11 protein-coding genes, 1 other RNA gene, 2 pseudogenes and 1 CRISPR repeat array are annotated in these 13,559 nt (G+C 62.6%); of the genes and pseudogenes, 9 read left to right on the forward strand and 5 right to left on the reverse strand.

Annotated features, from left to right (window positions below; genetic code table 11):
• The first annotated feature begins 414 nt into the window (after positions 1–414).
• From casA to cas2e, 7 genes are read left to right on the forward strand one after another with little or no spacing between them, the layout of a single operon-like run.
• Positions 415–2,019, forward strand: a complete 1,605-nt coding sequence (casA, locus tag CEP50_RS02795) for a type I-E CRISPR-associated protein Cse1/CasA (RefSeq protein WP_106112345.1) — start codon at positions 415–417, stop codon at positions 2,017–2,019.
• Positions 2,012–2,701, forward strand: coding sequence for a type I-E CRISPR-associated protein Cse2/CasB (casB, locus tag CEP50_RS02800; RefSeq protein ID WP_106112346.1), 690 nt, complete (start codon positions 2,012–2,014; stop codon positions 2,699–2,701). The genes casA and casB overlap by 8 nt, the downstream gene beginning before the upstream one ends.
• A complete protein-coding gene (gene cas7e / locus CEP50_RS02805; RefSeq protein WP_106112347.1) occupies positions 2,698–3,879 on the forward strand; it encodes a type I-E CRISPR-associated protein Cas7/Cse4/CasC in 1,182 nt (393 codons plus the stop codon). The genes casB and cas7e overlap by 4 nt, the downstream gene beginning before the upstream one ends.
• Positions 3,876–4,625, forward strand: a complete 750-nt coding sequence (cas5e, locus tag CEP50_RS02810) for a type I-E CRISPR-associated protein Cas5/CasD (RefSeq protein ID WP_106112348.1) — start codon at positions 3,876–3,878, stop codon at positions 4,623–4,625. Before cas7e ends, cas5e begins: the two co-directional genes overlap by 4 nt.
• A 1-nt stretch (position 4,626) precedes the next feature.
• Entirely contained in the window at positions 4,627–5,283 is a 657-nt protein-coding gene (gene cas6e / locus CEP50_RS02815; protein WP_106112349.1) for a type I-E CRISPR-associated protein Cas6/Cse3/CasE, read from the forward strand.
• A 9-nt stretch (positions 5,284–5,292) separates the two neighbouring features.
• A complete protein-coding gene (cas1e, locus tag CEP50_RS02820; RefSeq protein WP_106112350.1) occupies positions 5,293–6,273 on the forward strand; it encodes a type I-E CRISPR-associated endonuclease Cas1e in 981 nt (326 codons plus the stop codon).
• 2 nt (positions 6,274–6,275) lie between these two features.
• Positions 6,276–6,599 carry a type I-E CRISPR-associated endoribonuclease Cas2e gene (cas2e, locus tag CEP50_RS02825; RefSeq protein ID WP_106112351.1) on the forward strand — a complete coding sequence of 108 codons (324 nt, stop codon included), beginning with the start codon at positions 6,276–6,278 and terminating at the stop codon, positions 6,597–6,599.
• An 18-nt stretch (positions 6,600–6,617) separates the two neighbouring features.
• A CRISPR array of direct repeats spans positions 6,618–7,321; the repeat unit is 29 nt; unit sequence GTGCTCTCCACGCACGTGGAGGTGCTCCG.
• 101 nt (positions 7,322–7,422) lie between these two features.
• Here cas2e and CEP50_RS20825 read toward each other — a convergent pair.
• A pseudogene (locus CEP50_RS20825) lies at positions 7,423–8,222 on the reverse strand (IS5 family transposase).
• A 1,006-nt stretch (positions 8,223–9,228) separates the two neighbouring features.
• Between CEP50_RS20825 and CEP50_RS20830 the strand changes: the two are divergent.
• Together CEP50_RS20830 and CEP50_RS20455 are read left to right on the forward strand one after the other, a co-directional pair.
• Positions 9,229–9,279: pseudogene (locus CEP50_RS20830) on the forward strand (hypothetical protein); the annotation flags it as partial.
• Between the two features lie 341 nt (positions 9,280–9,620).
• On the forward strand, positions 9,621–10,262 hold the full coding sequence (locus CEP50_RS20455; protein WP_374957080.1) for a recombinase family protein: 642 nt from the start codon (positions 9,621–9,623) through the stop codon (positions 10,260–10,262).
• 460 nt (positions 10,263–10,722) lie between these two features.
• Here CEP50_RS20455 and ssrA read toward each other — a convergent pair.
• The 4 genes from ssrA to ftsE all read right to left on the reverse strand — a co-directional run bounded on the left by ssrA (position 10,723) and on the right by ftsE (position 13,528).
• Positions 10,723–11,094: a transfer-messenger RNA gene (ssrA, locus tag CEP50_RS02845) on the reverse strand.
• A 166-nt stretch (positions 11,095–11,260) separates the two neighbouring features.
• Entirely contained in the window at positions 11,261–11,737 is a 477-nt protein-coding gene (gene smpB, locus CEP50_RS02850; protein ID WP_106112509.1) for an SsrA-binding protein SmpB, read from the reverse strand.
• Positions 11,738–11,855: 118 nt separating this feature from the next.
• Positions 11,856–12,758 (reverse strand): permease-like cell division protein FtsX, encoded by a 903-nt coding sequence (gene ftsX, locus CEP50_RS02855; RefSeq protein WP_106112354.1) that lies wholly within the window; start codon positions 12,756–12,758, stop codon positions 11,856–11,858.
• Between the two features lie 80 nt (positions 12,759–12,838).
• Complete coding sequence (gene ftsE / locus CEP50_RS02860; RefSeq protein WP_019853295.1) at positions 12,839–13,528, reverse strand: cell division ATP-binding protein FtsE; 690 nt, start codon at positions 13,526–13,528, stop codon at positions 12,839–12,841.
• Positions 13,529–13,559 lie beyond the last annotated feature (31 nt).

A 13,559-nucleotide genomic window follows, 5' to 3' on the forward strand; every position in this document is an offset into this window, starting at 1 on the left:
ATCTCTTCCCAATACAGGTGACATCTTATACTGATCACCATGATCATGATTAGTAGCGACCTGGCAGCACGAGCGACCCGCGCGTTTGTCCTGATCGTCTTCGGAGTGCTGTTGTGTCAGGCGGTGCACCTGTCGATGGTCCAATGAGACGGGGCCACAAAGGCCTACCTGACGGGCAAACATCACTGCGAGAGCGACCTGGGGCCTCAACCAAATCGATCCAGGTCACTCATAGCTTGTTTTGAAGATGTCCTACAAGGACAGGGGCGATCGTCCCCTGGATCCTCCACGTTCGTGGAGAGCACACTGCCCTATTTGCCCCCAATACAGGTGACATCGGACCACCTCCACGTACGTGGAGAGCAACCTTTAGCGTAACGCTGGCGATGACATACCTATGAGAGGAGTTGTCTGGTGGCGCCAAGTTTTGACTTGGCTACCGACGGTTTCTGTCGAGTGCGGTGGCTTCCCGGTCAACGACCGGAGGGCTTCGACGACGACAAACTGCTGAGCTTACGTGAACTGTTCGTGTATGCCTCCACCATCGCGGATGTCGAGGTGTCCCCACCACCGGCGCTGGCTGGATTTCTGCGGGTGCTGTATGTCATCGCCGCGCGGGTGAGCGGCCTGGACACCGTCAAAGACGACGATGAGGATCTCACCCCTTTCGAGGAGTGGGAGGATCGCAAAGCCGATCTTTTGGAGTACGGTCGTTTCGACATAGACACCGTTGAGCGGTATTTTCGCACGTACGAGGGACGTTTCAAACTTTTTGCCAACTCCGCTGCGGAAGACCCCGTTCCCTTTCTTCAAGACCCCCGGCTGTTGGAGCAGTGCCGATCCTCCAAAGGGGAGGCAACCAGTTCAGGAGTGAACAAACTGGTGCTGGCACGTGCCTCGGGACAGGGATTCGTGTGGCAAAGCCACACTCGCGATGCCGCCCCCGAGCCGGTACCGGCTCCCGAGGCGGTTTTTTCCCTGTTGACGTGGTTGTATTTCGGCGCTCCGGGGCGGTGTACGCCCCGCCAAGTCGGTGATCTCAACGAGGCCCACACCAAAGGGGGCCCGCTGCGGGGCACGGTCTCCTACCACCCAAAAGGGGAGAACCTGTTCGAGACCTTGGTGCTGGGGGTTCCGTTTCTGCCCTGTTCAGAGGGCGACGCCGCCGCGTGGGAGGAAGAGCTTCCGAATCAGCTCGGGGTTCCTCCCAAAGCGGAGGGGATCGGCCGTGTGCTGGCCGGTCGCTTCCACCATGCTGTGCTGCTGTCTCCCTCCGCGCAGAGAGACTCGGTGACAGACGCCCGGATCACGTGGGCGAGGAAGCACCCTCACGGGCCGGTCACCGACCCGTTCCTGGTCCATCATGTCGGCAAGAACACGGAGCTTTTTCCCTCACCGGCGGATGCGGACCGTGCGGTATGGCGTGATCTGGAAGGTTTGCTCACCGACACTCCCAAGTCGAAGCGCCCCCAGGTACTGAACAACCTGGACGCGCTGGTCGCGGAACGCGAATGGCCGATCCGGATCACGGCCCTGGGATTCGACCAGGACCGCTCCCAGGCCAAAGATCGTCAGTACTTCGCCGGGACCACCCCTGTGCTGCTGCGGCCGTGGCGCTCGCTGGCCAATCCCGCGATCGATCCGGAGCCGTGGGAGCGGTTGCGTCGCAGCCTGGAAAAAGCCGAGACAACCGGATCCACGCTGCGCACCGCACTGTCCCGTGCCTGGTGGGAGCTAAGCAATACAAGCAGCAATCACCGTCTCCGGGACAACGGTGTCGAGTGGCTGCACACCGGTATGGCCCGGTACTGGAGCCAGGCCGAGGAGCTGTTCTGGAGTATCGTGCTGGCACCTCAGCGCCCCACCTCCAGTATCGCCAACCAATTCATCCGAGCCGGGCTGTCGGCGTACTCGGAGATGACCGAATACTTTCCCCGCACCTGGAATGACAGAAAAGTGATCGAAAAACACCGAGCTTTGCTCTGGCGCGGCTGGGACAAGGAAAACAACCATGGCTGATCAACACACCAGCCCTCGGCGGAGAACCCGATGGCATAAACAGGCGACGAACATGGTCGAACACCTACGTACGCAAGTACTTCCCGTGCCGGGCCGGAGAGCCCAAGTACGCGCGGCCCTGGGCAACCGCCCGGGCGATCCTCGCACGTTTCACGCTCTCCGGGAAATCGCCGTGTTCCTGCCCGCTGACGAGGACGAAGCTCCGGAGGTGGAACGAGCTTTTCTGACCGTGGCCGCGATGCTGTGCGCTCAAACCGCACGATCCCGGACTCAGGACCTCAATACCGACAACGACGACACAGACAGTACGACAACGCAAGAGCAGGATTCCGAAACAACTCCCAGCAAAGAGGAACACAACAGCTCTTCCTCACAGAGTCTTTCCCTCGGCGCCAGCTGCGCGCGTTCGGTCACCAGCGGGCTCACCAAACAGACGACCATGGAACAGCGTCTTGAGGCGCTGTGCCGGGCCAACACCGAGGAATTACACCGTCAGCTCCCGCGCCTGATCTCGCATCTGCGCTCCCTGCGCATCGAGGTGGACTGGGTGGATCTGGTCGAGGACCTCGCACTATGGCACCGCCACCGTCAACGCGTCAGAGACCGCTGGGCACGCGACTTCTTCCGGAACTTGCATCGCCACAACTCCGATTCCGCAACCAACACCGAGGAGACCGCATGAACACTGCCAAATACGTCGACATCCACGCTCTGCACGTGCTGCCGTTCTCCAACACCAACAGGGACGATCTCGGCGCTCCCAAAACCGTCCAGTTCGGCGGAGCGGAACGCACCCGTATTTCCAGCCAGAGCTGGAAACGCCCCATCCGCAAACACATCGAACGCCATCTCGACGAAGACACCGTGCGCACACGGCGGGTAGTCATCGGAGTCGCCGAACGACTCGAAAAACACTACGGCTGGGACAAGGACGAAGCCGAACTCGCCGGCATCCAAGTCGCGCTGTCGGCAGGTAAAGGAATCAGCCTGCAGCAGGACAAAAACGATAAAGAAGAAACGGTGCTGACCACCAACGTCTTGCTGCTGCTTCCCGAAAGCGGCATCGATGACCTGGCGCGGCTGGCCGATCAGTACCGTGACGACGTCCTGGACGCGGCCCAAAACGTGAAAACCCGGATCAAAATGACCGCGGTTCTGCCTTCCGAGCAGATCAACGAGGTACTCAGTCGTCGCAGCGGCACGATCAATTTGTTCGGCCGTATGCTCGCCGAACTCCCTGGGGCCAATGTAGATGGCGCTGTGCAGATGGCACACGCTTTCACCACACATCCCACCCGTGTGGAATACGACTTTTTCACCGCCGTGGACGATGTGGAACACAATCTCGGACTGACCGGCAGCGCACATCTGAACACGGGCATGTTCAGCGCCGGAACCTTCTACCGCTACGCCAACGTCAACCTCGACGACCTACTCGGCAACCTTGACCAGGACCGCGAGTTGACCAGCACACTGCTGACGGCTTTCCTACGGGGCTTTGTCCACGAGCTTCCCACCGGCAAACAGAACCCCACCGCGGCGCGGACTCCCCCGGAGCTGGTCTACATCGTGGTGCGCGACGACCGCCCGGTGTCACTGGCCGGCGCCTTCGAAGCCCCTGTCACCGGTGAAGAAGGCCACCTCGTGCGATCAGTTTCTCGACTGCACACCCAAGCCGGCGCCCTCGCCGCGCTGCTCGGTGACAACCACATTCTCTTCTCCGGTCACACTGCCACCCCCGCCACCCAGAGTTCACCCGAACAACCCGCCCAACGACCGAATTTCGGCCTCCCCAGCACCTCGTTCGACGAACTGATCAACGACGTGGTCGCTACGGCTTGCCCGGGAGAACACGCATGAGCGGACTGTTGCTCCGACTTGCCGGCCCCCTGCAGAGCTGGGGGGAACGCAGCACCTTCGACACCCGCGACACCGCCGGTTTTCCCACCCGCTCCGGACTGCTGGGCATGCTCGCCTGCGCCGACGGTCGCGCCAGAGGGGAACCGCTGGACGGCCTGACCCAACTGCGCTTCACGGTCCGCATCGACCGTCCCGGAGTGCGCATCGTCGACTATCACACCGCCGGAGGCGGGTTGCCCAAAGGAATGAAGATTCCCACCGCTGACGGCAAAGGCCGCCCAGAAGGGAAAGGAACCCTGCAAACATGGCGTGAGTACCTGGCCGACGCGGTGTTCGTGGTCGCGGTCGAGGGTCCCGAGGAGGTCCTGGACACAGTTCGGGAGGCGCTGCGCCGCCCACGGTGGCAACCATTCCTGGGGCGTCGCTCGTGCCCACCGGACCAGCCGCTGCTGCTGGATATCCCCGTGGACGATCCCGTGGCCGCGCTGCACGACAGCGTTCCCCTGGCACGACGTATCACCTCCGAGGAAACCCCCGTGACCGTGGACTTCGTTCACGAAACAGGACCCGCCGAAGACATCCGCACCGAGATCCAGGACGTGCCCACCACATTCGATCGCGTCGATCGCGTCTACCGCCCCAGGCCAGTCTGGATCACTCCCACCCAGCTCTCACCCGAGCTCGGAGTCACATCGCTGTGGGACTACCCCACCAAGCTGACGAAGTATCTACGCGGAAAGGAGTAGGATGTCCAGCCACCTCATACGCTTCCACCTGGCCGCCCGATGCCGCCGAGTCTGGTCAGGCGGGCTGCTCAACGGGCACGCGATCCACCAGGAGCTCATGCGGCTGGCTCCGGACAATCTGGGCAAAAACCCCCGCCAGCGAGCCGGCGTCCTCTGGCGCGCCGAGGAAAACAGCAATGGGATCACCATCCTGGCACAACTCAACCAACCACCCCACTCGGACAGACTCGCCGACGACTTCGCCACCGACGTGGACCAGCGCGAGCTGACCCCGATGCTGAACGCGCTCACCGCCGGTGCGCGGGTTCGCTACCGCATCGCGGCCAACGCCACCAAACGCCACGGCAATTCCGCATCCGAAGAAAAAAAAGGAAAACTCGCCAATCTCCACGGCACCGAAGCCGAACTGTGGTGGCTACGCAAAGCCACCCAGGCAGGACTGCATCCCCTGGAAGTCACCAGCACGGTCCTGCCCGATATCCTCGGAGCACCGACCAAGGACCGTCACGACAAACAGCGCACCATCCGCCATGGAGTGACCCGCTTCGACGGAATCGGAATAGTCACCGACCCCGACCTACTCCACACCACCGTACTTGACGGCATCGGACGCGCCCGCACCTACGGATGCGGACTACTCAGCCTCGGACCCGCTTAGGAAACGACAATGAACACAACCCTCTCCGATCCTCGGCGTCTGCTCACCCAACCCACCGTGGCGATGCTGCCCAAAGTCGCCGACTCCCTATCCTTTCTCTACCTGGAACACGTGCGCGTGGTCCAGGACGACACCGGCGTGTGCGCCCACATCGAACATCCTGACACCGGCCCCACCCGCATAGCACTGCCCGTGGCCGCGTTGTCCTGCGTACTACTGGGCCCCGGCACCTCAGCCACCCAAGCCGCCATGGCCACCTGCGCCCGCCACAACACCAGCGTGCTCTGGACCGGTTCCGGCGGAGTACGAATGTATTCCGGAAGTCACTCGGCCAACCTGACCACCGAATGGCTCGAATGCCAGGTACGAGCATGGGCCGACGAGAACGCCCGACTCGCGGTCGCCGCACGCATGTACGCACACCGCTTCGGCACCACCGTGCCCGAGGGAACCAGCCTGCACCGCCTCCGCGGTCTGGAAGGCCAGCGGATGAAAACCCTCTACCACTCACTGGCCGAACAACACAAACTCCGCGGATTCCGCCGCGACTACGACCCTCACAACTGGAGCGACCAAAACCCCATCAACCAAGCACTCTCCGCAGCCAATACCGCCCTATACGGCACCGTACACAGCGCCATCCTGGCACTGGGATGCTCCCCAGCACTGGGATTCATCCACAGCGGCAAACAGCACTCCTTCGTCTACGACATCGCCGACCTCTACAAAGCCACCCACACCATCCCGTTGGCCTTCGCCCTGAACAACAGCACCAATCCCGAACGCGAAGCTCGTGTACGACTCCGCAATAACCTGCGCCTCTACCGGTTACTCCCCCAAATCGTCACCGACATCCAACAACTCCTCGACCCCACCGTCGAGCCCAACAACGACGACAACGACCCCGAAGAAACCGAACTCGTCCACCTCTGGGACCCCGACCTCGGAGCGATCGACGCCGGAATCAACCACGCTGACAAGCTGGAATAACCATGCCCAACCTCGTCGTCATCTCCACCACCGCGGTTCCCGAGTACGTACGCGGTTCCCTCAGCCGCTGGCTCACCGAACCCGCCCCCGGACTCTACGTCGGATCGATCTCCGCCAAAGTACGAGACCACCTCTGGCACCAAGTCAGCGCCGCAGTCGACGAAGGAACAGCCGTGTGCGTCTACCCCGCCAACAACGAACAACGCTACATCGTAGAAACCGCAGGCCAACAACGACGCCGAATCATCGACTACGACGGCCTCCAGCTCATCGCCCTCGATCCCATCCACCACCCCCACGCTCAAAACGAACAACTCCCCTTCTAAAATCCCAGTTCACGAAGGGTGCTCTCCACGCACGTGGAGGTGCTCCGCGTTCGTGCTCGGGGTGCTCGACGAACTGTTCGTGCTCTCCACGCACGTGGAGGTGCTCCGCAGACAAATAACCGCCTATGGGTAGACGGGCAGTGCTCTCCACGCACGTGGAGGTGCTCCGTCGACACCGCACTGGCCGAGGCGGTCGCCCAGGTGCTCTCCACGCACGTGGAGGTGCTCCGCTAGCAGCCCCCGCCGACACGCGGGGCTGATCGTGCTCTCCACGCACGTGGAGGTGCTCCGCAGACAAATAACCGCCTATGGGTAGACGGGCAGTGCTCTCCACGCACGTGGAGGTGCTCCGTCACAGTCGGCAGCGCCGACAGCGCACACCCCGTGCTCTCCACGCACGTGGAGGTGCTCCGGGCTGACCAATCGAAAAACGCCATCCCCGCTGGTGCTCTCCACGCACGTGGAGGTGCTCCGCGCCTCCCCGATTGCTGCTGTCAGCGGCGAGTGTGCTCTCCACGCACGTGGAGGTGCTCCGTAGCCGCTGTGTGCGGTGCACGAGCGTGGTGAGTGCTCTCCACGCACGTGGAGGTGCTCCGCTAGCAGCCCCCGCCGACACGCGGGGCTGATCGTGCTCTCCACGCACGTGGAGGTGCTCCGGTCGAATACGAGGAAGAGGACAACCCCCCCCCCGCCGTGCTCTCCACGCACGTGGAGGTGATTCGTTCACGGTGATTGGGCCGTAAGAGCTTCGTTGTGCTTTTACGGTTGGGTATTCCGCGAAACGCACAGCTTCGCTGTCTCGAAGGTGTGTTAAGAGGGTTTCTCATTTGGGGATGTTCTTGTAGCAGGTCAGCGCTGCGGCGAGAGTGAGGGATCCGGCAAAGTTGCTGGCTGTACGTTCCCAACGGACGGTCAGGCGGCGATAGTTGAACAGCCAGGAGAAGCCACGTTCGACACGCCAGCGGTAGCGTCCGAGCTTGGTATGGGATTCGACGTCGGTACGGGCGATGCACGGCACGATGTTCCGGGTGCGCAGCCAGCGGCATAGGTCGCGTAGTCATAGCCCGTGTCCGCGTGCAGCTTCGCCGGCCTGCGGCGTCGTGGTCCGCGAGGCGACCGCACCTCCGGGATCGTGTGCACGAGAGGTGTGAGGGCATTCATGCCGTGGGTGTTGGCCCCAGAGACCGCCACCGACAGCAGTAGACCGCTCGCCTCGGCCAGGATGGCAGTTTCGATCCTGTTTTACCGCGGTCAACGGGTTCGGCCCGGTGGCGGATCCCCCTTTTCGCACGAACGCTGGCCCCGTCCACGATCACTCGGGCCCATCGAGCTCGCCATCGGCACCGATCTCGTCGAGCATGGCCCGGTACAGCCGCCGCCACACTCCGACTTGGATCCATTCCTGGAACCGTCGGTGCGCGGTCAGCACGCTGACCCAGAACGACGGCGGGAGCTGCCGCCAGGAACACCCGCTGGTCAGCACGAACACGATCGCCGTGAGCACCGCACGGTCACCAGCCCTGCGGCGCCCGCCCCTCGCCGACGGACCCCATGTTCCGGCAGCAACGGTGCTGTGATCGCCCACAACTCATCCGGCACCAACCGACGCGACAGATCATCCACGAATGATCAACATGCCAGCGCCAGCACATCACCACCTATCAAGACACCTTCTAACTCCACCCGTTCGGGGCCTCCGTCGAGACACGGCCGGCGCTATCCCCCAGGCCAACCGGCAAAGCTCTGGTGCAGGAAACCAGCAGGCTCCACGCCAGCAGAACCAAACAGGAAGGACACAGACCTGGTGGACTACATACTCCATCACAATTCACCTGATCCAGAGTGTTCCCCTGCTTCGGCCAGCCACATCACTGCCAGCCCGAAAAACAGGCCAGTTCGAAAGACCATCCGTAAAACCACAAACATAATCGTCCGCGGCATTCGATATGAACCACCAGTGTTCATCAACTCGCGCGGGTGATAGCCAGCCTCACCGCCAACACACTGGACGAGGAAACGAGGGACCTCCCAAGCCCTTCCCACACCGCTATGTCGAAGACAATCACTCATGAGAGCCAAGCAGGTCATCCAAGGATACCTAAACACGGTCATCCACAACAGAAACCGCACGACATATGAGGGACTCACCTGCGCCAGCTTGACCAAAATATTGCTGGTGAGGAATGAAGGAACACTGACAGACCATCTCAAACGTGCGGGTGTGTCACCCCGAGCATGACTGATGTCTCGACGAGTAGCTAAGACCGAGACAATTCCATCTATCTATTATCCATCCAACGGTTCGATGCCACTTGTCTCTGTCGAACCGGCGAACGAGAGTTATGCCCATAACGAATCCCGAAAAGATGTCATGAGTAACGCATACGCCGACTCCGACGAAGAGCTGCAGAATGCCACTTTCCCTGTCGAGCATTGTGGAGAGGACAGGGAGTCAGGTACGCGTACGGTGATCTATCTGTGCGTGTCATCGTCCGGTCAGGTCAACAGAGACTACGATCCCGAAAGGCATCTCCATCCCAGCCCAGCGGAAGGTGTGCCTGCACAAGGCACGGGACCTGGGCTGACCGTTGTCGATGAGTACATCGAACCCGGACGCTCGGCCACAGAGATGACCAAGCGTGAGGCATTCCAACGAATGCTCGCACGTGTCCGCGGCCAGGGCGATGTCGACTACAACATCATCGTCTACCAGCTCTCCCGCATGGCGCGGAACCGCTACGACGACGATCGTCATGGCCGACCTACGCCAACACGGTGTCACCCTCGTCTCCGCGAACGAGTCAATCGACGACTCCCCGACGGGAAGCTCATGTACGGCATCCTCGCGACGTTCAACGAGTACCAATCCCGCCAGTCCGGCGTCGACATCGCCAACAAGACGGGTCAAAAGCCCGCACCGGCGGAACTATCGGCCGCGCCAAGCTCAGCTATCTCAACCACATCGACCACTCAGAAGGCCGCGTCATCCGCACCATCATCGTCGACCCCGAGCGGGCACCGTTGGTTCAGCTCGCCTTCCAGCTCTACGACACCGGCGACTACACCCTCGACGAGCTGGTCAACGAACTCTACGACCGCAGCCTACACGCTCTCCCCACCACCAAGCACCCAGCGAAGAAAGTCTCGATCAACAAGCCCTCCCAGCTGTTGCGCGATCGCTACTACCTCGGCTACGTCACCTACAAGGGCGAAGAAATCCGAGGCCGACACGAACCACTGATCGACGAAGACCTCTTCGACCGTGTTCAGGACCGCCTGAACTCTCGGGCCAGGGCCAAGGAACGCCGCCGCGTCCACCACCACTACCTCAAAGGCTCCCTGTACCTCGGACGCTGTCGACGGGCAGGGATCACCCAACGGATGATCAATCAGCGTACCGTGAACGGACACGGCAGCGAGTACCTGTACTTCTTCTGCCACAACAAACGAAACGGCACCTGCCAAGCACCCCACGTCCACGTCGACCGGGTCGAAGCCGCCGTCGAACGACTTATACCACGATCCGCTTCACACAATCCTTCATCGCCAGCATCCGCGCCCAGGTCAACACCGTCATCAACGAAGAGGAGAAAACGGCACGGCTGCTGCACCAGCAGCTCACCAGCCAACTCAAAGAACTCGACCCCCAGGAAGAAAACTTGATCGGCCTCACCGCCGACGGAGCGCTGTCACAAACCAAAGTCAAAGCCAAGCTCCGTGACATCGGACGCCAACGACGCCACCTGACCAGGCACCTCGAGTCCGTCAGAGCCGAGCTCACCGACAGCTCCCAACTCGTCAAAACCAGCCTCAAACTACTCGAACAACCTGACAAGCTGTATCGACGCTGCGACGAGCAGCAACGACGCATGCTCAACCAAGCAGTCTTCCATGCACTCTACGTCGAAGACGAAAACATCGACAACGACCTCCACGAGCCCTTCGGGCAACTCCACGCCATCCAGCACGCCCAACAATCGGACCGAGACGAACATCACACATCCGTCACGGGACAGCAAGCCCACAACAAAAGGGCCACCCGCGAAGCGGGTGGCCCTTCCTCGAAGTCCAGAGTCGCGACCCTCCTCCAGGGCCTCAACTCAGATCAGGGTTCTCAAACCCAAGGTGGAGGTGCCGGGATTCGAACCCGGGTCCTCTGTCGCCTCACCAAGGCTTCTCCGTGCGCAGTCCGCTGTGTCTCTACTCGGCTTCACCGGTCACGCGGACAAGCCGGTGTGACAAGCCCAGTCGCTGTGGGATGTCCCGCTGAACCCCGCGACCGGATTCAGCGGTGAGTCTCCTCGCTGATGCCGGGGTCCGGGTCGGAGACGCACCCGGTCCGACAGAGTCGCTACTCGCTCATGCAGCGAGAGCGAACTCGCGCTGACTCTTGTTGTCGGCGCTTGTTGGTTCACGGCGACGCTTTCGGTGGTCTCCCGCCTGCACCGGCACGCTTCCCTTGGCTCAACGGCCAGAGTCGAAACCGTTCACCCCCTTGTTCCGTTGTCCAACAGCACGGCGTCCGTTGCTACGCCTTCTCCTATCGTAACGTCCCGGACGCCGGGGATCATTCCCGGATCCGGTCACGATCCGGACTCGGAACGTGCGGACGCACCGTCGTCCCCGTCAACACGCCGAGGGCGGTGTTTGTTCCGAGCGCCTCAGCGCATCCCCTTGCGGTACTGCCCGATCGCACGGGCCATCTCGCGTTCGGCGTCGCGTTTGGCCATGTCCCGGCGCTTGTCGTGCGCCTTCTTCCCCCGGGCCAGGGCCAGTTCGACCTTGGCCTTGCCGTCCGAGAAGTACAACGAGAGCGGCACCAGACTCAGCCCGCTCTCCTTGGTCTTGCCCATCAACCGCTCGATCTCGTCCCGGTGCAGCAGCACCTTCCGGGAGCGGCGCGGAGCGTGGTTCGTCCAGGTCCCCTCGGTGTACTCCGGGATGTGCATGTTCCGCAGCCACACCTCGCCGTCGTCGATCGTGGCGAACGCGTCGACCAGCGAAGCACGCCCCTGACGCAGACTCTTCACCTCGGTGCCGGTCAACACCAGTCCGCCCTCGTAGGTGTCCAGCACCGTCCAGTCGTGCCGCGCCTTGCGATTGCGTGCGATCAGGCTGTGGCCACGTTCCTTCGGCATACCGCCGAGCATAGCGCCGGGGCGACGGGGGAAACGACACGGTTCCGTACCGGCGGGCGACACCCGACCGCCCGTGTCCGCCTCGTTGCCGACCCGCCCGCCGGTGCCCCCCGCGAGGTCAGATACGTACGTACAACCTCAGCGTCAGGTACCCGGTCAGCCCGGAGACCACCGCAGCGACCAGCACCAGGATCGGGGAGACGAAGGCGATGTCGGCGTAGCTGACCGGCGTGAGCAGGCCCGTGCCGGACAGGGGTTTCATGAGCCCGTCGAGGAAGGCCTCCTTGATCACCACGAGCAGCCCCACCGCCACCAGGGAACCGATGATGCCCGAGACCATCGCCTCCAGCAGGAAGGGCAGCTGGGTGTACCAGCGCGAGGCGCCCACCAGGCGCATGATCCCCGTTTCCGTGCGCCGGTTGAACGCGGAAAGCTGAATAGTGTTCGAGATAAGCAGCAGGGCGGCGAAGGCCTGCAACGCGGCGATCAGGAAGGTCCCGTCCCGGACGTCGTTGAGCTTGCCGACCAGGCTCCGCACGAAGTCGGACTGGTTGTCGATGTTGGCGACACCGGGACTGTCCCCGAACTGCTGCTGGATGGCAGCCGGATCAACCGTGTCACCGAGCTCGACCCACATGGCCGCCGGCAGCGCCTCCGGACGAGCGATCTCACGCAGCTCCGGACGGTTGTCGAACTTCTCGATCGCCCGCTCGTACACCTGCTGACGGCTCAGGTACTTCACCGACCGCACACCGGAGGCCTGCTCCAACTCCGCGCGCAGACCGGAGCAGGTCTGTTGCTGGCACGCGGAGTCCTCGGCGCTGACCTGGTCGTTCAGATACACCACGACGTCGGCCGCCTGACGCAGCGAGTCCTGGGCCTGGTCGACCTTGCGGACCACGACCAGGCCGCTGCCCAGCAGCGTGAGCGAGATCGCCGTGGTCAGGATCATCGCGATCGTCATCGACACGTTGCGGCGAAGGCCGTTGACGACCTCGGTGGATACGAAGCTCGCGCGCATCTTGAGTCAGCTTTCGGTGCGATCTGGGAGTGGGAGGAAGTCGGGAAAGGCTTGCGGGCCGGTCACCGGACCACGGGCCCTCAGCGGCCCACGCCGTACACGCCCCGGGCGTCGTCGCGGATGACCCTGCCTTCACTGAGTTCGACGACCCGTCTGCGCATGGAGTCGACGATCGAGTGGTCGTGGGTGGCCATGATCAGCGTGGTGCCGGTGCGGTTGATGCGTTCCAACAGGAGCATGATGTCCTGACTGGTGTCCGGATCCAGGTTCCCCGTGGGCTCGTCGCACATCAGCACCAGCGGGCGGTTGACGAAGGCCCGGGCTATCGCCACACGCTGCTGCTCCCCACCGGAGAGCTCCGCCGGCATCCGGTCGGCCTTGCCGTCGAGCCCGACGAGTTGCAGCACCTCCGGGACCACCTTGCGGATGGTGTGCCGCGGCTTGCCGATGACCTCGAGCGCGAACGCGACGTTCTCGAAGACGGTCTTGTTGTTCAACAGGCGGAAGTCCTGGAACACGCACCCCACACGCTGCCGCAGCTTCGGGACGCGTCTCCTCGGCAGCTTCGCCACGTTCCAGTCGGCGACGATGACCCGTCCGCGGGTGGGGACCTCCTCGCGGAGCAGCAGCTGGAGGAAGGTCGACTTCCCCGACCCGGACGGCCCGATGAGGAACACGAACTCGCCCTTGTCCACGGAGACCGACACGTCGTCGAGGGCGGGCCGCGCCAACGTCTTGTACGTCTTTGACACGTGTTCGAGCCGGATCACGGTCGGTGAGCTTACCTGGACCCCTCAGCGG

Source organism: Actinopolyspora mortivallis (assembly GCF_003001495.1).
Lineage (GTDB): Bacteria > Actinomycetota > Actinomycetes > Mycobacteriales > Pseudonocardiaceae > Actinopolyspora > Actinopolyspora mortivallis_A.